18 protein-coding genes and 1 pseudogene are annotated in these 17,439 nt (G+C 72.7%); 18 read left to right on the forward strand and 1 reads right to left on the reverse strand.

The window, feature by feature from the left end; genetic code table 11:
* The first annotated feature begins 131 nt into the window (after window positions 1-131).
* A complete protein-coding gene (ftsH, locus tag AC5K6T_RS27890; protein WP_493213313.1) occupies window positions 132-2,072 on the forward strand; it encodes an ATP-dependent zinc metalloprotease FtsH in 1,941 nt (646 codons plus the stop codon).
* A gap of 113 nt (window positions 2,073-2,185) precedes the next feature.
* Here ftsH and AC5K6T_RS27895 read toward each other — a convergent pair whose 3' ends face one another.
* On the reverse strand, window positions 2,186-3,037 hold the full coding sequence (locus tag AC5K6T_RS27895) for an SAM-dependent methyltransferase (RefSeq protein WP_493213315.1): 852 nt from the start codon (window positions 3,035-3,037) through the stop codon (window positions 2,186-2,188).
* A gap of 581 nt (window positions 3,038-3,618) precedes the next feature.
* Between AC5K6T_RS27895 and AC5K6T_RS27900 the strand changes: the two genes are divergently transcribed.
* From AC5K6T_RS27900 to AC5K6T_RS27980, 17 genes and pseudogenes are all read left to right on the forward strand, one after another.
* Window positions 3,619-4,215: a hypothetical protein gene (locus tag AC5K6T_RS27900; RefSeq protein WP_493213317.1), complete on the forward strand. Its 597-nt coding sequence runs from the start codon at window positions 3,619-3,621 to the stop codon at window positions 4,213-4,215.
* Between the two features lie 553 nt (window positions 4,216-4,768).
* Window positions 4,769-5,197 carry a 30S ribosomal protein S16 gene (gene rpsP / locus AC5K6T_RS27905; RefSeq protein WP_493213319.1) on the forward strand — a complete coding sequence of 143 codons (429 nt, stop codon included), beginning with the start codon at window positions 4,769-4,771 and terminating at the stop codon, window positions 5,195-5,197.
* A gap of 5 nt (window positions 5,198-5,202) precedes the next feature.
* Window positions 5,203-5,442 carry an RNA-binding protein gene (locus tag AC5K6T_RS27910; protein WP_493213320.1) on the forward strand — a complete coding sequence of 80 codons (240 nt, stop codon included), beginning with the start codon at window positions 5,203-5,205 and terminating at the stop codon, window positions 5,440-5,442.
* Window positions 5,443-5,524: 82 nt separating this feature from the next.
* Window positions 5,525-6,067 (forward strand): ribosome maturation factor RimM, encoded by a 543-nt coding sequence (gene rimM, locus AC5K6T_RS27915; protein WP_493213322.1) that lies wholly within the window; start codon window positions 5,525-5,527, stop codon window positions 6,065-6,067.
* On the forward strand, window positions 6,067-6,900 hold the full coding sequence (trmD, locus tag AC5K6T_RS27920; protein WP_493213324.1) for a tRNA (guanosine(37)-N1)-methyltransferase TrmD: 834 nt from the start codon (window positions 6,067-6,069) through the stop codon (window positions 6,898-6,900). The genes rimM and trmD overlap by 1 nt, the downstream gene beginning before the upstream one ends.
* A gap of 135 nt (window positions 6,901-7,035) precedes the next feature.
* Window positions 7,036-7,386 (forward strand): 50S ribosomal protein L19, encoded by a 351-nt coding sequence (gene rplS / locus AC5K6T_RS27925; protein ID WP_393480362.1) that lies wholly within the window; start codon window positions 7,036-7,038, stop codon window positions 7,384-7,386.
* A 45-nt stretch (window positions 7,387-7,431) separates the two neighbouring features.
* A pseudogene (lepB, locus tag AC5K6T_RS27930) lies at window positions 7,432-8,124 on the forward strand (signal peptidase I); the annotation flags it as partial.
* 178 nt (window positions 8,125-8,302) lie between these two features.
* The gene (lepB, locus tag AC5K6T_RS27935) at window positions 8,303-9,397 is read left to right on the forward strand and encodes a signal peptidase I (RefSeq protein WP_493213501.1); all 1,095 of its coding nucleotides are present in this window, start codon (window positions 8,303-8,305) and stop codon (window positions 9,395-9,397) included.
* On the forward strand, window positions 9,285-10,226 hold the full coding sequence (lepB, locus tag AC5K6T_RS27940) for a signal peptidase I (RefSeq protein ID WP_493213326.1): 942 nt from the start codon (window positions 9,285-9,287) through the stop codon (window positions 10,224-10,226). The genes lepB (AC5K6T_RS27935) and lepB (AC5K6T_RS27940) overlap by 113 nt, the downstream gene beginning before the upstream one ends.
* Window positions 10,227-10,342: 116 nt before the next feature.
* Window positions 10,343-11,116 carry a signal peptidase I gene (gene lepB / locus AC5K6T_RS27945; RefSeq protein ID WP_493213327.1) on the forward strand — a complete coding sequence of 258 codons (774 nt, stop codon included), beginning with the start codon at window positions 10,343-10,345 and terminating at the stop codon, window positions 11,114-11,116.
* Window positions 11,106-11,630 carry an NUDIX hydrolase gene (locus tag AC5K6T_RS27950; RefSeq protein ID WP_493213329.1) on the forward strand — a complete coding sequence of 175 codons (525 nt, stop codon included), beginning with the start codon at window positions 11,106-11,108 and terminating at the stop codon, window positions 11,628-11,630. The genes lepB (AC5K6T_RS27945) and AC5K6T_RS27950 overlap by 11 nt, the downstream gene beginning before the upstream one ends.
* A 56-nt stretch (window positions 11,631-11,686) precedes the next feature.
* On the forward strand, window positions 11,687-11,995 hold the full coding sequence (locus tag AC5K6T_RS27955) for a DUF2469 domain-containing protein (protein ID WP_005311352.1): 309 nt from the start codon (window positions 11,687-11,689) through the stop codon (window positions 11,993-11,995).
* A gap of 309 nt (window positions 11,996-12,304) precedes the next feature.
* Entirely contained in the window at window positions 12,305-12,697 is a 393-nt protein-coding gene (locus tag AC5K6T_RS27960; protein WP_493213335.1) for a YraN family protein, read from the forward strand.
* Window positions 12,697-14,313 (forward strand): YifB family Mg chelatase-like AAA ATPase, encoded by a 1,617-nt coding sequence (locus AC5K6T_RS27965; protein WP_493213337.1) that lies wholly within the window; start codon window positions 12,697-12,699, stop codon window positions 14,311-14,313. The genes AC5K6T_RS27960 and AC5K6T_RS27965 overlap by 1 nt, the downstream gene beginning before the upstream one ends.
* Complete coding sequence (gene dprA / locus AC5K6T_RS27970; protein WP_493213338.1) at window positions 14,310-15,464, forward strand: DNA-processing protein DprA; 1,155 nt, start codon at window positions 14,310-14,312, stop codon at window positions 15,462-15,464. Before AC5K6T_RS27965 ends, dprA begins: the two co-directional genes overlap by 4 nt.
* A 280-nt stretch (window positions 15,465-15,744) precedes the next feature.
* Window positions 15,745-16,587, forward strand: a complete 843-nt coding sequence (whiG, locus tag AC5K6T_RS27975; RefSeq protein ID WP_493213340.1) for an RNA polymerase sigma factor WhiG — start codon at window positions 15,745-15,747, stop codon at window positions 16,585-16,587.
* An 82-nt stretch (window positions 16,588-16,669) separates the two neighbouring features.
* Window positions 16,670-17,227 carry a TetR/AcrR family transcriptional regulator gene (locus AC5K6T_RS27980; RefSeq protein WP_493213503.1) on the forward strand — a complete coding sequence of 186 codons (558 nt, stop codon included), beginning with the start codon at window positions 16,670-16,672 and terminating at the stop codon, window positions 17,225-17,227.
* Window positions 17,228-17,439: the final 212 nt, after the last annotated feature.

Below are 17,439 nucleotides of genomic sequence, written 5' to 3' on the forward strand. Positions count from 1 at the left end.
CGCCCTTGGGGCGGGCCGCGCGCCTCGGGGGCCGTACGCGCAACGGCCCCGGGACGGTACGGGGGCCGGGGCGTGCCTCCGGCGCCGCCCGCGCGTATGCCGGTGCGGCTTTCCTGTCGTAACGTCCCGGTATGACCAACCCGGCGCCGTCGCGCAAGGCCCCCGACCAGCCGTGGCGCACCGAGGGCACCCCCGAGGAGCCGCAGAAGCCGCCGCCGGGCGGGCGCGGGCCGCGGGCCGGCTGGTGGAAGCTGGTCGTCACGGCGTTGGTCGTGTATCTGCTCGCCAACGTCGTCCTGTCGTTCTTCAACGGCGGCGACGAGCCGACGGTCTCCTACACGGAGTTCACCAGGCAGGTCGACGCGGGCAACGTCAGCAAGATCTACTCCAAGGGCGACGCGATCCAGGGTGAGCTGAAGGAGAAGCGGGACAAGCCCGGCGGGGACGGCACCTACACCACGTTCAAGACACAACGCCCGTCCTTCGCGGACGACCAGCTGTGGGAGGACCTCACCAGGAACAAGGTCACGGTCACCGCGGAGCCCGTGGTCCAGGAGCGCAGCTTTCTGGCCAACCTGCTGATCTCCCTGGCGCCCATGCTGCTGCTGGTCCTCCTCTGGGTCTTCATCGCGCGGCGGATGAGCCAGGGCATGGGCGGCGCGGGCGGCGTCTTCGGACGGAAGACACCGCCCAAGCCCGTCGAACTGGTACCGGGGGAGCGGCGCACCACGTTCGCCGACGTGGCCGGCATCGACGAGGTCGAGGGCGAGCTCAACGACGTCGTCGACTTCCTGAGGAATCCGGACTCCTACCGCCGCATGGGCGCCAAGATGCCCCGTGGCGTGCTGCTGGCGGGACCGCCCGGCACCGGTAAGACGCTGCTGGCGCGAGCGGTCGCGGGCGAGGCGGGGGTGCCGTTCTTCTCGGCGTCGGCCTCGGGGTTCATCGAGATGATCGTCGGCGTCGGCGCCTCCCGGGTGAGGGAGCTGTTCGCCGAGGCCCGGAAGGTGGCCCCGTCGATCATCTTCATCGACGAGATCGACACCATCGGCCGGGCCCGCGGCGGCGGCGCGGGCGTCGGCGGCCACGACGAGCGCGAGCAGACGCTGAACCAGATCCTCACCGAGATGGACGGCTTCACCGGCTCCGAGGGCGTGGTGGTCATCGCCGCCACCAACCGTGCGGACGTCCTCGACCCGGCCCTGACCCGCCCCGGCCGCTTCGACCGGGTCGTCAACGTCTCCCCGCCCGACCGCGACGGCCGCCGGGCGATCCTGGAGATCCACACCCGCGAGATCCCGCTCGCCGACGACGTCGACCTCGGCCAGGTCGCCCGGACCACCCCCGGCATGACCGGCGCGGAGCTGGCCAACCTCGCCAACGAGGCCGCCCTGATCGCCGTCAAGCGCCAGCAGGACCGGGTGACCCGGTCCGACCTGTCGCAGGCGCTGGAGAAGGTGCAGCTCGGCGCCGAGCGGGCGCTGGTCATGCCGCTGGAGGAGCGCCGCCGGACGGCCTACCACGAGAGCGGGCACGCCCTGCTCGGCATGCTCCAGCCGGGCGCCGACCCGGTCCGCAAGGTCACCATCGTGCCGCGCGGCAGGGCGCTCGGCGTCACGCTGTCGACCCCGGAGTCGGACAAGTACGCCTACACCGAGGAGTACCTGCGAGGGCGGATCATCGGCGCGCTCGGCGGCATGGCGGCGGAGCACGTCGTGTTCGGCGTCGTGACCACCGGCGCCGAGAACGACCTGGAGCAGGTCACCGGTATCGCGCGCGGCATGGTCGCCCGCTGGGGCATGAGCGAGCGCGTGGGCCGCCTGTCCGCGCTGCCGAGCGACGCCCAGCAGGCGTACGGTCTCGCGGCCGCTCCCCAGACGCTCGACGCCATCGACGGCGAGATGCGCCGGATCGTCGACGCGTGCTACGAGGAGGCCTGCCACAAGCTTCGCGACCACCGAGGCCGGCTCGACGCCCTGGCCGAGGCCCTCCTGGAGCAGGAGACGCTGGACGAGGCGGACGCCTACCGGGTCGCCGGGATCACCCGGCTGACGAAGGAGACGGACACCTGACCGGCGGCGTCGTACGCCCGCCGGCGGCGCCGCGGCGTCGGGCTCCCGCGGCGTCGCGGGAGCGGTGGCTCCCGCCGGGACGCGCCGCGTAGGAGCGGTCGCTTCCAGCCGTCCTAGGGGACGCGGGTGATCAGGTAGCGGAACACGTTGGGCATCCACACCGTGCCGTCCTCGCGCCGGTACGGGAGCAGCGCCTCGGCCAGCTCCTTGTCGACCTGCTCGCGGTCGACGACGGCCTCGTCGAGCAGGCCCGTCGACAGCAGACCGCGCACCGCACTGCCGAGGTCGGCGTATCCGAACGGACAGGCGACGCGGCCCGAGCCGTCCGGGTCCAGTCCGGCGTGCCGGGCCACGTCCTCCAGGTCGTCGCGCCGGGCGGGGTGCCAGCCGCCCGCGCCGCGCGGCGGGCCGGCCGGGCCCAGGACCGTCCGCAGCACCGCCGACGTGGCGCAGCGCTCCGGCGGGCCCCAGCCCGTGAGCACCACCGCCGCGCGGTGTGCGGCGAGCGGCACGGCCGCCGCGAGCAGTTCCGCGAGCGCCTCCGCGTCACCGTCCGCGCAGCCCACCGGCTCGAACGCGGTCACCAGGGTGTACGGGGCGGACTGCGGCGCGGCCGGGCGGGGCAGGGCGCCCGGAACGATCCGGACGTCCCCGCGCGGCTGCGGGCCCCGGTCTGCGGGGAGGAGCCGTTCGCGGGCGAGCGCCAGCCGTTCGGGCGCGGCGGCGTCCGCGCCGGTGACCGCCGCACCCCGTGAGACCGCCATCAGCAGGGCGAGCCCGCTCCCGCAGCCCAGGCCCAGCAGCCGGGTCGCCGGGCCCACGTCGAGCCGCTCGTACACGGCCTCGTAGAGCGGCACGAGCATCCGCTCCTGGATCTCCGACCAGTCACGCGCGCGTGCCCTCGGATCCACGCGGGGATGAGGTCCCGCGTGAGGCCGGTGCTGCCGCACGAGCGTAGGTGTCATGGAAAGCGCCCCAATCCGCTGAGAGGTGATGCCGTGCCGAGTCCCTGGCCCCCCGGTGCCGTGCCCGCGCCCCCCGTATGCCAGGTAACTCCCGGCTCGCTGTGCCGTCCAGGGGTCCAGGGGCCCCGCTTCGGGGCCCGTCGCCCATGTGGCGAGAATTCACATTCCGGCAACGCGGACCGGTACGGTGGGCGCTCGGCGAGGCCGATCCACCCGCTCTCCAGAGGTTGCTGACGGGCCGTCGGCGGCAGCGGCGGACGCGGCTGCGGGAGCACCCGGTAACGTCGCCGCCGTCACGGGCGCAGAGAGGGATGCCCGCGAGGCGGCCGAAACGCGTCTTGCGCCGTCGCCGACGCCGGCCCTCCGCCCGGCGCGACCGTGCTACGCGTGTGTGCGTAGCGGGTGCGTAGGAGATGCTCGGGGGTCACTACGCACCGCCTTGCCACGAGGTGCGAGGCTTCTCCGCAGATCAGCGCACCCATCCTCGTCGCGGCGCATCAGCCGCAACTGACGGGTACGTGCAAATTATTTGGGATGCCCCGGAATAGGAACACAGCGGGGGCCTGGCTCGTTGTCATTACGTGAGCACGACACAGACACCACCTGTTCTCGCAGCGGAACTGGCACAGGCGTGGGCCGACATTCAGCGGTACCACCCAGAGCTGCCGGACCTTGCCGCGCCCGAGTCCCTGATCGGGGAGTCGTCGTCCGCTTGCGGTCACGAGCTCTCCTTCGAACGGTTGCTGCACGAGGCCGTGCACGGCATCGCGGCGGCCCGCGGGGTGCGTGACACCTCGCGGGCCGGCCGGTACCACAACCGCAGATTCCTTGCGATCGCCGAGGAACTGGGCCTGGACCATCCCGACGAGCCGCACCCGAGCAGCGGCTTCTCACTGGTCTCGCTCAACCCCGAGGCGAAGCGCCGCTACCGGCCCACGATCGAGCGCCTCCAACGGGCGCTCAAAGCCCATCTGGCCGCGACCTCGGCCGACAGCGCCCGTTCGTTCCGCGGTCCGGCCGCCCGGCACGGCTCGTCCGGTGGCGGTGTCCGGGTCAAGGCGGTGTGCGACTGCGGACGCAACGTCCGGGTCGTTCCGTCGGTCCTGGCCCAGGCGCCGATCGTCTGCGGGGGCTGCGGAAAGCCGTTCCGGATTCCCGAGGTCGCGGGCGCGGCCTGACATCGCGTACCGGCATCTCGTGGCTGCCGGTCCCGCGGGTGATGCGGGGTGCCGCGTGTGGCAGGAGCCCACGCGGCACCCTGGCATGCGCTCATGCGCTCATGCGCTCGGGACGGGGCCGGGTGTGGGCATCCTCGCGGCGGGCCGGCATGCCTGGAAGCCGGTGCAGAAGCCGGTGCAGATGCCGGTGTACCCGCGTCCCGGACCGCCGTGTGCGCCGGGGCCTGTCCGTCCGAAGGCCCGCTCCCGAGCCGGCGCGGTCGCGCGCCCGTGTGCGCGGGCCGTGCGGTCCCCGCGGCCCGGCGGGTGGCGCGGAGCTGTTCCGGGGCGGAGCGGGGTCCGGGTGTGGCGCTGCTCCGGGGCGGGGGAGAGGAGCAGCCGGGCCCCGGTCAGCGGGGCGTGCAGGGTGTGGCACAATGGCTAGCTGTACTCGACAGTCGTACAGGACCCCTCTCTCCTCCGGCTGACGCGTCCATCGGGCCACTCGGGTACCGCAGCCCCACGCGGCATCCCGTTGTGCCCCACCACGTCAAATCCAGGAGAACCCGCTCCCGTGGCAGTCAAGATCAAGCTGAAGCGTCTGGGCAAGATCCGTTCGCCTCACTACCGCATCGTCGTCGCCGACTCCCGCACTCGCCGTGACGGCCGTGCGATCGAGGAGATCGGCAAGTACCACCCGACCTACAACCCGTCGGTCATCGAGGTGGACGCCGAGCGCGTGGCGTACTGGCTGGGTGTCGGCGCGCAGCCGACCGAGCCCGTCCTCGCCATCCTGAAGAAGACCGGCGACTGGCAGAAGTTCAAGGGCGAGCCCGCCCCGGCTCCGCTGCTCGTCGCCGAGCCCAAGAAGACCCGCCCGTCGTTCGACGCCCTGGGCGGCGACGACGAGGGCAAGGGTGAGGCCATCACCCAGAAGAAGAAGGCCGAGAAGAAGGACGAGGCGGCCACCGAGTCGTCGGCGTCTGAGTCGACCGAGGCCTGAGCAGCATGCTCGAAGAGGCGCTTGAGCACCTCGTGAAGGGCATCGTCGACAACCCTGACGATGTGCAGGTCGCCGCGCGCAACCTGCGTCGCGGGCGAGTGCTCGAGGTGCGGGTCCACCCGGACGACCTCGGCAAGGTGATCGGCCGCAACGGCCGCACCGCACGCGCTCTGCGCACCGTCGTGGGCGCCATCGGTGGCCGCGGTGTCCGCGTCGACCTCGTCGACGTGGACCACGTCCGCTGACGCTTCAACGCAACCGGCTCGGGCCGGGGAGGGCCACTGGGCCGTCCCCGGCCCGCAGTCGTATGACAGGAGATCTCTACTCGTGCAGCTGGTAGTCGCACGGATCGGCCGCGCCCACGGCATCAAGGGCGAGGTCACCGTCGAGGTACGCACCGACGAGCCCGAGCTGCGGCTCGCGCCGGGCGCCGTCCTGGCCACCGACCCGGCCTCCGCCGGGCCGCTCACCATCGCCACCGGCCGCGTGCACAGCGGCCGCCTCCTCCTGCGGTTCGAGGGCGTGACCGACCGCACCGCCGCCGAGGCGCTGCGCAACATCCTGCTCATCGCCGCGGTCGACCCGGACGAGTTGCCCGAGGAGGAGGACGAGTACTACGACCACCAGCTGATCGACCTGGACGTGGTGACCCGGGACGGCGTCGCGGTGGGCCGTATCACCGAGATCTCACATCTGCCCTCCCAGGACCTCCTCATCGTCGAGCGGGAGGACGGCAGCGAGGTGATGATCCCCTTCGTGCAGGAGATCGTCACCGAGATCGACCTGGAGGAGCAGCGGGCCGTCGTCGACCCGCCCCCCGGCCTGATCGACGACCGCGCCGAGACCGCCTCCGGCCGGGACGACACCTGATGCGGCTCGACGTCGTCACGATCTTCCCCGCGTACCTGGAGCCGCTGAACGTCTCCCTGGTCGGGAAGGCACGCGCGCGCGGCCGTCTCGACGTGCGCCTGCACGACCTGCGCTCCTGGACCTACGACCGGCACAACACGGTCGACGACACACCCTACGGCGGTGGCCCGGGCATGGTCATGAAGACCGAGCCCTGGGGCGACGCCCTCGACACCGTGCTCGCCGACGGCTACGAGTCCGGCTCCGCGGCACCCGCCCTCGTCGTGCCCACGCCCAGCGGCCGCCCCTTCACCCAGGAACTGGCCGTGGAGCTCTCCGAGCGGCCCTGGCTGGTCTTCGCGCCGGCCCGCTACGAGGGCATCGACCGGCGCGTGATCGACGAGTACGCCACCCGGATGCCCGTCTACGAGGTGTCCATCGGCGACTACGTCCTCGCGGGCGGCGAGGCGGCCGTCCTGGTCATCACGGAGGCCGTGGCGCGGCTGCTGCCCGGCGTGCTGGGCAACGCCGAGTCCCATCGGGACGACTCCTTCGCACCCGGAGCGATGGCGAGCCTCCTGGAAGGCCCCGTCTACACCAAGCCGCCCCGGTGGCGCGGCCGCGACATCCCCGACGTACTGCTCAGCGGGCACCACGGGAAGATCGCCCGCTGGCGCCGCGACGAGGCCCTGCGGCGCACCACGGCCCACCGGCCCGACCTGATCGAGCGCTGCGACCCGAAGACCTTCGACAAGAAGGACCGGGAGATGCTGTCCATCCTCGGCTGGGCGCCCGACCCCGACGGCGAGCCGTACGGCCGATTTTGGCGGCGCGTCCAGGACGTGGAAGAATAGGCCGCTGTTGTGTGCCGTCCGGCGTGCGCCCCTGCCACAGGGGGACACGACGCCCGCTCCGACGTACACGGCGCTACCGTCAGAACACCTAGTTACCGTTGATGACCTGTGGCATCAGCGAGGAAAGCAGACGAAATGTCTCACCTGCTCGACTCCGTCGACGCCGCGTCGCTGCGCAGCGACGTCCCGGCCTTCCGTCCGGGCGACACCGTCAACGTCCACGTCCGCGTCATCGAGGGCAACCGCTCCCGTGTGCAGCAGTTCAAGGGCGTGGTGATCCGTCGCCAGGGTTCCGGCGTGCGCGAGACCTTCACGGTCCGCAAGGTCTCCTTCTCCGTCGGCGTCGAGCGCACCTTCCCGGTGCACACCCCGATCGTGGAGAAGATCGAGCTCGTCACCCGCGGTGACGTGCGCCGCGCCAAGCTGTACTACCTGCGCGACCTGCGCGGCAAGGCGGCGAAGATCAAGGAGAAGCGCGAGAACTGATCTCGCGTCGGAGTTCGCTCCGGGGCCGGATAGCATCGGGCCCCGATGGACACCGAAGCACAGCCGACGGAGCGCGACCGCTCCCCCCGTCCCGCGACACCGGGGCGGAAGGGGCGGTCGCGCTTCGCGTTGGTGTCCCGGATCACGCCGTGGCTGCCCGGCGGCGCGTACACCCTGACCCTGCTGGTCTGCCTGGTGTTCCTGCTGCTCGTCAACCTGTTCGTGGCGCAGCCGTTCCAGATTCCCAGCGGGTCCATGGAGCAGGGGCTGAGAGTCGGGGACCGCGTCGTCGTAAATAAGTTGGCGTACCGTTTCGGTGCGGAGCCGGAGCGGGGAGACGTCGTCGTCTTCGACGGCACGGGGTACTTCGGGGGCGCGGACTACGTCAAGCGCGTCGTGGGCGTGGGAGGAGACCGCGTGGTCTGCTGCGACAAGGAGGGCAGGATCGAGGTGAACGGCCGGCCGGTCGACGAGTCGACCTTCCTGTACCCCGGTGACAGCCCGTCCTCGGTGCCCTTCGAGGCGGTCGTCCCGGACGGCCGCCTGTTCCTCCTCGGTGACCACCGCAGCGCCTCCAGCGACTCCCGTGACCGCCTCGGCTCGCCAGGGGGCGGAATGGTGCCCGTCGGCGCGGTGATCGGACGGGCCGAGGCCGTGGTCTGGCCGCTCGGGCACGCGGCCCTGCTGCACCGGCCCGAGGCGTACGCGGGCGTGCCGGCGGGCGACCGGGGCGATGCCGGCGGTGTGGCCGCGGCAGCGGGTTCGGGTTCGGGTACGGGTACGGGCGTCGGCCCGGCGGGCTCGGTCGCCGTCGGCGGTCCGGCCGCGTCCGTCGCGGCCACCGGCTCCGCCGGTTCCCGCGACGCCGATGGTCCGGCCGGCTCGGGTGGTCCTGGGCGCGGCGCCGGCGGTGGCCGTGGGTAACCGGGGCAGGTCGCGCGGAGCGGGCGGCACGGCCGCCGAGGAACTGCTGCCCACCGGGACGCGCCGTACCTCCCGCCCGTCGAGCGGACGCACGCGGGCCGAGCGGCGCAAGCTCCAGCGCAGGGTCAAGCGGCGCCGCCAGCGCTCCGCGGTCAAGGAGATCCCGCTGCTGGTCGGTGTGGCGGTGCTGATAGCCCTCGTGCTGAAGACGTTCCTCGTCCAGGCCTTCGTGATCCCGTCCGGCTCCATGGAGCAGACCATCCAGATCGGCGACCGGGTGCTGGTCGACAAACTGACCCCGTGGTTCGGCTCCGAGCCGGAGCGCGGTGACGTCGTCGTCTTCCGGGACCCCGGCGGCTGGCTCAACAGTGAACAGCCCAACCAGAAGAAGGACGACCCGATCGTCGTCAAGCAGGTCAAGGAAGCACTGACCTTCATCGGCCTGCTGCCGTCGGACGACGAGAAGGACCTGATCAAGCGCGTCGTCGGGGTCGGCGGCGACCATGTGGTCTGCTGCGACACGCAGGGCCACGTCACCGTCAACGGCATGCCGCTGAACGAGACCGACTACCTGCATCCCGGAAACGTACCCTCCGAATCGACGTTCGACATCACGGTGCCGCAGGGGCGCCTGTGGGTGATGGGCGACCACCGGGACAACTCAGCGGACTCACGGGCGCACCAGGACACCGACTACGGCGGCACGGTGTCCGTCGACGAGGTGGTGGGGCGCGCGGTCGTCATCGGCTGGCCCGTCGACCACTGGACCACCCTGAACGAGCCGGACACCTACGTCGCCGTGCCCGACGCGGAGCCCGGGTCGACCGCGGCCCCCCGGCCGTCGCATAGGGTTGCCTCCGACGATCCGGACGTGGCGACCCCGCTCCCGGGCCCTGCGGAACTCCCGCTCGTTATGGGAGTGGTGGGCCTGCAGCGGATCAGGCGCAGACGGCGGCACAGAGTAAGGAGTTGGCGTGGGGGATGTGGCGGTGGGCTCACGGTCCGGACACGACGGCGAGGAACACCGCGGACGGCCCGAGGAAGCGACCGGCCGGCCCGCGGACGGCGTCGCGGACTCCGGGAGTGACGCCCGTGCGACCGAGGACGGCGCAGTGACGGACGAGACGCAGGAGGGCCCCGAGCCCACCGAACCGGCGAAGAAGCAGCGGTCCTTCTGGAAGGAGCTGCCGATCCTGATCGTGGTGGCGCTCGTGCTCGCGCTGCTGATCAAGACCTTCCTGGTCCAGGCCTTCTCGATCCCCTCCGACTCGATGCAGAACACCCTCCAGCAGGGTGACCGGGTGCTCGTCGACAAGCTCACCCCCTGGTTCGGCTCCGAGCCCGAGCGCGGAGAGGTCGTGGTGTTCCACGACCCGGACAACTGGCTGGCCGGCGAGCCCACTCCGGACCCCAACGCCCTCCAGACGGTCCTCAGCTGGATCGGCCTGATGCCCTCCGCCGAGGAGAAGGACCTCATCAAGCGGGTCGTCGGCGTCGGCGGCGACACCCTCGAATGCACCGGAACGGGCCCCCTGAAGGTCAACGGCCAGGCCCTGGACGAGCCCTACGTCTACCCGGGCAACACGCCCTGCAGCGACGACGACCAGGGCGGCCGCTTCAAGGTGACGATCCCCGAGGGCTTCATCTGGGTCATGGGCGACCACCGGCAGAACTCCCGCGACTCGCGCTACAACCAGGCGGACGCCCACCACGGCATGGTGCCGGTCGACAAGGTCGTCGGACGGGCCGTCGTGCGGGCCTGGCCGGTCAACCGCTGGGGCACCCTGCCGGTGCCGGACACGTTCGACCAGGTCGGCCGTCAGGCCTCGGCGGGCCCGGCCCTGCCCGGTGCCCCGCAGGCTCTGGCCGTGGCAGGCGTGCTGCCCGTCGCCGTGTGGCGACGCCGCCGCAGGTGACGCCGCCACACGGCGACGGCCCGGTGCGCGCGTCGGACGTGCAGCCCTTCGATGCGCGATCCCGGTCGCGCACCGGGGGCTGACCGCTTCCGTACCGCCGGGTAGGGTGCGGACCCATGGGTGAGAGCGCGACAGACACGGCCTCGCGACGCGGCGGCACGGGCCCGGGCCGGGTGCGGGGCCGGGCCGGGCACATCCTCTCCGGGCTGGCGGTGGCGCTGGGCATGGTGCTGTTCCTCGCCGGCTTCGGCTGGGGAGCCGTGGTCTACCGGCCGTACACGGTGCCCACCCGTTCCATGAGCCCCACCATCGACGCGGGCGACCGGGTGCTGGCGCAGCGGGTGGACGGCGACGACGTACGCCGCGGCGACGTCGTGGTCTTCAAGGACACCACCTGGGCCAACGTTCCCGTGGTCAAGCGCGTCGTCGCCGTCGGCGGGGACACCGTCGCCTGCTGCACACAGGGCCGGCTGACGGTCAACGGCCAGCAGATCGACGAACCGTATCTGCCCGAGGGACAGCCGGCGGAGAGCATCGGGTTCACGACCGTGACCGTGCCCGAGGGGCGGCTGTTCCTGCTCGGCGACGAACGCGCCGGATCGCTCGACTCCACCGCACACCTTCAGGACGCCGCCGGCGGTACCGTCGCCCGCTCCGCGGTCACCGGACGGGTCGATGCCGTCGTCTGGCCGATGGACGGCCTCCTGCCTCGCCCGTCCGGCTTCGAGGCCCTCGGCGCCGAGGTGTCCCGGCCAGGGCCGTTCCGGCTGCTCGTCGGCATGATCGTCGGCGGGGCCGCGCTGGTCCTGGCGGGCGCCGCCTACGGGCCGGTCGCCAGGTGGGCGGGTGCGGCCCGCTCCCGGCGCGCCGGGAGCGCCGGTGTCCGCTGAGACGAGGAGCGAGCCGCGGGACTCCTACGACGGCGGACTGCGCCGGGTCGCCCGGGTGGTGCTGCTCGACCCGCGGGACCGGGTCCTGCTGCTGCACGGCCACGAACCGGATGATCCGGCCGACGACTGGTGGTTCACGCCGGGCGGAGGAGTGGAGGGCGACGAGACACGCGCGCAGGCCGCGCTGCGGGAACTCGCCGAGGAGACCGGGATCACGCGGGTCGAACTCGGACCGGTGCTGTGGCGGCGCAGGTGCTCCTTCCCGTTCGCCGGGCGCCGCTGGGACCAGGACGAGTGGTACTACCTGGCCCGTACGGCGCAGACCGCGGCCCGCCCGACAGCGCTGACCGAGCTGGAACGCGCCAGCGTCGCCGGTACGCGGTGGTGGGCCTGTGAGGAACTCTCCCGGACGCATGAGACCGTGTATCCGACCAGACTCGCCGGGCTGCTGCGCACGCTGCTCGACGACGGTCCCCCGGCTCGCCCGGTCACCCTTGACACGGAAATCGTCTAGAGGTTCCCGGGACTGGCGCACAATGGGTGGATCGCACGGCTGAAGGGGAACATGCCATGAGCGCCGAGGACCTCGAGAAGTACGAGACCGAGATGGAGCTCAAGCTCTATCGCGAGTACCGCGACGTCGTCGGTCTGTTCAAGTACGTGATCGAGACGGAGCGGCGCTTCTACCTGACCAACGACTACGAGATGCAGGTGCACTCGGTCCAGGGTGAGGTCTTCTTCGAGGTGTCCATGGCGGATGCCTGGGTCTGGGACATGTACCGGCCGGCCCGGTTCGTCAAGCAGGTGCGCGTCCTCACGTTCAAGGACGTGAACATCGAGGAGCTCAACAAGAGCGATCTGGAGCTGCCGGGCAGCTGACGCGGCCCGGGGCGACGGGCATGACTCCTCACCCGAGCGGGTGACGCGGTTCTCCACAGTCGTGCGCTCGTCCACCAAGATCCACTCTGGGGTGGGTCTCGCGTGATCGTTGGCGCCGGAGGTGGTGCCGACATGAGCACGGGAGACACGCCGGGCACGGGAGACACGCCGGGCACGGGAAGCACGCCGGGCCTGGGGAACACGCCGGGCACGGGGAAGATGCCAGGCACGGGGAACACACCGGGCGCCGGGAACACACGAAGCGCGGGAATCGTACAGAGCGCGGGCGAGGCGCGGGGCGCGGGCGAAGTGCCGGCCGCGCAGCGGGCGTGGCGTGCCGGGAAGGCGCGCAGCGCCCTCGGCCGGTACGGCGAGGCGGTCGCCGCGCGGCGACTGTCCGAGACCGGTATGACGGTCCTGGCCCGCAACTGGCGCTGCGGCAGGACGGGCGAGATCGACATCGTCGGACGGGACGGGGACGTCCTGGTCGTCTGCGAGGTCAAGACCCGCCGTGACGGCCGGTACCAGCACCCGATGGCGGCGGTCACCCCGGACAAGGCCGCACGCCTGCGCGACCTGGCCGAACGCTGGATCCAGGCCCATGGCGGAGCCCCGCCCGGCGGCGTACGCATCGACGTGGTCGGCGTGCTCCTGCCCCGGCGCGGCGCACCCGTCGTGGAACACGTGCGGGGGGTGGCCTGATGGGATTCGCGCGCACCTGCGCGGTCGCCCTGGTGGGCGTCGAAGGCGTGGTCGTCGAGGTCCAGGCCGACCTCGAGCCCGGCGTGGCCGCGTTCACCCTCGTCGGACTGCCCGACAAGAGTCTCACCGAGAGCCGCGACCGGGTACGGGCCGCCGTGGTCAACTCCGGGACCGCGTGGCCGCAGAAGAAGCTGACCGTGGGCCTGAGCCCGGCATCCGTTCCGAAGGCCGGCAGCGGCTTCGACCTGGCCGTCGCCAGCGCGGTGCTGGGCGCGGCCGAGCGCATCGACCCCCGTGTGCTCGCCGACATCGTGATGATCGGCGAGCTCGGCCTGGACGGACGGGTGCGCCCGGTCAGGGGCATCCTCCCGGCCGTGCTCGCCGCCGCCGACGCGGGCTGCGAACAGGTCGTCGTGCCGGAGTGCGCCGCCGCCGAGGCCTCCCTCGTGCCCGGCGTGTCCGTTCTCGGGGTGCGCAGCCTGCGGCAGCTCATCGCCGTTCTCGCCGACGAGCCCGTGCCCGAGGAGGATCCCGACGTGCAGGGCCGCGCCGGCCCGCTGCTCGCCGGACTGCGGGTCCCCGGCACCGCCGCCGCCACCGGTGCGGGCGGGCCGCACCAGGAGGCCGGCCACGACCTGGCCGACGTGGTGGGCCAGTTCTCGGCCCGCACCGCCGTGGAGGTCGCCGCGGCCGGCGGCCACCACCTCTTCCTGGAGGGCCCGCCGGGAGCGGGCAAGACCATGCTCGCCGAGCGGCTGCCGGGCGTTCTGCCTCCCCTCACCCGCCAGGAGTCCCTTGAGGTCACCGCCGTGCACTCGGTGGCCGGGCTGCTGCCGCCGGGCAAGCCGCTCATCGACGCGGCCCCCTACTGCGCCCCGCACCACTCGGCCACCATGCAGGCGCTGGTCGGCGGCGGCCAGGGCGTCGCCCGTCCGGGCGCCGTGTCGCTCTCCCATCGTGGGGTCCTCTTCCTGGACGAGACACCGGAGTTCGGCAGCCGGGCGCTGGACGCGCTGCGCCAGCCCCTGGAGGCCGGCCATGTGGTCATCGCGCGCAGCTCGGGCGTCGTACGCTTCCCTGCCAGGTTCCTGATGGTCCTCGCCGCCAACCCCTGTCCCTGCGGGCGGTTCACCGGGGCGGGCGACCCGTGCGAGTGCCCGCCCGCGGTGGTCCGCCGCTACCAGGCCCGGCTGTCCGGGCCGCTGCTGGACCGGGTCGACCTGCGGGTCGAGGTGGACCGCGTCACCCGGGCCCAGCTCACCCACCGTGATGCCCGGGGCGAGTCCACGGCCGTGGTCGCCGACCGGGTGCGGCAGGCCCGTGAGCGGACCGCCGCCCGGCTCGCCGACACCCCCTGGCACACCAACGGCGAGGTGCCAGGCCGCGAACTGCGCAGTCGCTTCCACCCCGCGGCCGGCGCCCTGGACGAGGCGGAGCGCGGGCTCGAACGGGGCGCGCTGACCGCGCGTGGCCTCGACCGCGTGCTGCGGGTCGCCTGGACCGTCGCGGACCTCGTCGGTCACGACCGGCCCGACGCGATGGACGTCGCGCTCGCGCTCCAACTGCGCACCGGTGTTCCGCGGGGTGTCCCGATGGTCATCGGGGCACCGGCATGAGCGGCGCATCGGGCGACGACCTGCTCGGCAGGGTCCTGCTCACCCGGGTCATGGAGCCCGGGGACGCGGTGGCCGGGCGGTGGGTGCGGGAGTTCGGCGTGGCGGAGGTGGCCGCACGGCTCACGGACGGCGGGACGGCCCTGCCGGGCGTCGGTGCGAGCCGCTGGAGCGGACTGCTCGCGCGGGCACGGGACGCCGACCCCGAGCGGGACCTCGCGGCCGCAGCGCGCGCCGGGGCCAGGTTCGTGTGCCCCGGCACGTCCGAGTGGCCGGCGCAGCTGGACGACCTCGGGGACGCCCGACCTCTCGGGCTGTGGGTGCGGGGGCGGCCCAGCCTGCGGATGTGGGCACTCCGATCGGTCGCGGTGGTCGGCGCCCGCGCCTGCACCGCGTACGGCGCGCACATGGCCGCCGACCTGGCCGCCGGTCTCGCCGAGCACGGCTGGGTCGTCGTCTCCGGCGGCGCCTACGGAGTCGACGGCGCCGCACATCGCGGCGCCCTCGGCGCGGGCGGTGCCACCGCCGCCGTCCTGGCCTGCGGCGTCGACCGGCCCTATCCGCGCGGACACACCGAGTTGATCAACCGGATCGCGGAACAGGGCCTGGTGATCGGTGAGTTGCCGCCCGGCGAGCACCCGACCCCGAGCCGGTTCGTCCTGCGCAACCGGGTCATCGCCGCACTGACCCGGGGGACCGTGGTCGTGGAGGCGGCCCGTCGCAGCGGCTCGCTGGTCACCGCGCGTGCCGCGCAGCGGCTCGGCAGGCACACCATGGCCGTGCCCGGACCGGCCACCAGCGCGCTGTCCGCGGGAGTGCACGAACTCCTGCGTGCGGAGGCGGTGCTGGTCACCGACGCTGCCGAGATCGTCGAACTGGTCGGCGCCATGGGACAGCTCGCGCCCGAGCGGCGCGGCCCCGTGCTGCCCCGCGACCTGCTGCCTCCGGCCGCGGTGCGGGTCCTTGCCGCCCTGCCCGCGGGCCGGCCCGCCCCCGTCGGTGAGATCGCCCGCGGCGCGCAGACGACGCAGGACGACGCGATCGCGAGACTGTACGAACTGAGGGCTCTCGGATACGTCGAACGCCACGGCGACGGCTGGAAGTTGACACGCCAGGCGGTGATCTCCGTTCGCGGCGGTCGGCCGCCGAACTGACGGAGCCTGTTCGTCCGTCCGGGGGAAGTCGTACTCCCCTTGGGAGAACGCCGAGTTGACGTGTTCCAACGGTGTCGGGGCGTGGCTGCCCGGCCCTGCCGGAGCGGCCAGCGGAACGTATCTGCACCCCCGGCGGGCCGCTCCTTCGCACACCGCGACACCCCAGTCACGCTACGCTCACGAAGTTCCCGACACAGCCCGCCAACTCCCCACCAGAGTGACAGCTCACCCAGACAGTCCCGCATCGCAAGCTTCACGGCAGAACGGCTCAAGGCGACGAATGCCCCAGCACACCTCCGGGTCCGACCGGGCGGCGATCCCCCCAGCCGCCCGCGACGGTGGCGGCGTGCGGCCGCCCGCTCCCTCGACGCTCGACGAACTGTGGCGGTCCTACAAGGCGACCGGAGACGAGCGGCTGCGCGAGCAGCTCATCCTGCACTACTCGCCGCTCGTGAAATACGTGGCCGGCCGGGTGAGCGTCGGCCTGCCACCCAACGTCGAACAGGCCGACTTCGTGTCCTCCGGTGTCTTCGGGCTCATCGACGCGATCGAGAAGTTCGACATCGGCCGGGAGATCAAGTTCGAGACGTACGCGATCACCCGGATCCGCGGCGCGATGATCGACGAGCTGCGGGCGCTGGACTGGATCCCCCGTTCCGTGCGGCAGAAGGCACGCAACGTCGAGCGGGCCTACGCCACCCTGGAAGCCCGGCTGCGGCGCACTCCCTCGGAGGGCGAGGTGGCTGCCGAACTGGGCATCGCCGTGGACGAACTGCACGCCGTGTTCAGCCAGTTGTCACTGGCCAACGTGGTCGCCCTGGAGGAGCTGCTGCACGTCGGCGGGGAGGACGGTGACGGGCTCAGCTTCATGGACACGCTGGAGGACACGGCCGCCGACAACCCGGTCGAGGTGGCCGAGGACCGAGAACTGCGCCGCTTCCTCGCCCGGGCGATCAACACGCTGCCCGACCGGGAGAAGACCGTCGTCACGCTGTACTACTACGAGGGCCTCACTCTCGCCGAGATCGGGAACGTGCTGGGCGTGACCGAGAGCAGAGTCAGCCAGATCCACACCAAGTCCGTGCTGCAGCTGCGCGCGAAGCTGGCGGGCTTCGGCCGCTGACCGGCCTCCCGGTCGGGGTGCTCCCGCCCAGGGGCGCTCCGTCCGTACAGTGGTTGACGTGCCAAGGATTCGAGCGGCCTCCGTGGCCGAGCACCGGTCGATGCAGAGAGCCGCCCTGCTGGACGCGGCTCGGTCCCTGTTGTCCGAAGGCGGGACGGAGGCGCTGACCTTCCCGGCCCTGGCCGAGCGCACCGGACTGGCGCGGTCGTCCGTGTACGAGTACTTTCGTTCGCGGGCCGCCGTCGTCGAGGAGCTGTGCGAGGTCGACTTCCCCGTATGGGCCGCCGAGGTCTCCGCGGCGATGCAGCGCCGTACGACGCCTCAGGACAGGGTCGAGGCCTATGTGCGGGCCCAGCTGGAACTGGTGGGGGACCGGCGGCATCGCGCCGTCGTGGCGATCTCGGCCCGCGAGTTGGACGCCGGTGCCCGCGAGAAGATCCGGGCCGCGCACGGGGGACTCATCGCCCTGATCGTCTCGGCGCTGGCCGAGCTCGGTCACGAGGAACCCCGCCTTGCGGCCATGCTCCTCCAGGGAGTGGTCGACGCGGCCGTCCGCCGACTGGAACTGGGCGCCGCCGAGGAGCCCCGAGTGATCGTGGACGCGGCCGTCGCGATGGCTCTGCGGGGCGTGCAGGGCTGAGCCCCGCCATGCCGGTCCCGCCCGGTCCCCGTCCTCGGGCAGCGCCGCCGCGGAGCCTCGGCCGGGCCCGGCCTGCCCGGAGGAGCCGGCGCGGTGACGTGCCCCGGCGTGCCGCGAGGAGCCTGCCCCGTTGCGGCCCGCTGCCCGGTCGGCGGTATCCGCGTGACCGTACGCCCGTCCTCACCAGCCCGGACCGGTCGGCACGGCAGCAC

The organism is Streptomyces sp. B8-7, assembly GCF_058833805.1.

What these genes read in the sequence shown, in the direction of transcription:
- ftsH (WP_493213313.1), top strand. Translation starts at nt 132, where the DNA reads ATGACCAACCCGGCGCCGTCGCGCAAGGCCCCCGACCAGCCGTGGCGC.
- AC5K6T_RS27895 (WP_493213315.1), bottom strand. Translation starts at nt 3,037, where the DNA reads ATGACACCTACGCTCGTGCGGCAGCACCGGCCTCACGCGGGACCTCAT.
- AC5K6T_RS27910 (WP_493213320.1), top strand. Translation starts at nt 5,203, where the DNA reads ATGCTCGAAGAGGCGCTTGAGCACCTCGTGAAGGGCATCGTCGACAAC.
- trmD (WP_493213324.1), top strand. Translation starts at nt 6,067, where the DNA reads ATGCGGCTCGACGTCGTCACGATCTTCCCCGCGTACCTGGAGCCGCTG.
- rplS (WP_393480362.1), top strand. Translation starts at nt 7,036, where the DNA reads ATGTCTCACCTGCTCGACTCCGTCGACGCCGCGTCGCTGCGCAGCGAC.
- lepB (WP_493213327.1), top strand. Translation starts at nt 10,343, where the DNA reads ATGGGTGAGAGCGCGACAGACACGGCCTCGCGACGCGGCGGCACGGGC.
- AC5K6T_RS27955 (WP_005311352.1), top strand. Translation starts at nt 11,687, where the DNA reads ATGAGCGCCGAGGACCTCGAGAAGTACGAGACCGAGATGGAGCTCAAG.
- AC5K6T_RS27965 (WP_493213337.1), top strand. Translation starts at nt 12,697, where the DNA reads ATGGGATTCGCGCGCACCTGCGCGGTCGCCCTGGTGGGCGTCGAAGGC.
- dprA (WP_493213338.1), top strand. Translation starts at nt 14,310, where the DNA reads ATGAGCGGCGCATCGGGCGACGACCTGCTCGGCAGGGTCCTGCTCACC.
- whiG (WP_493213340.1), top strand. Translation starts at nt 15,745, where the DNA reads ATGCCCCAGCACACCTCCGGGTCCGACCGGGCGGCGATCCCCCCAGCC.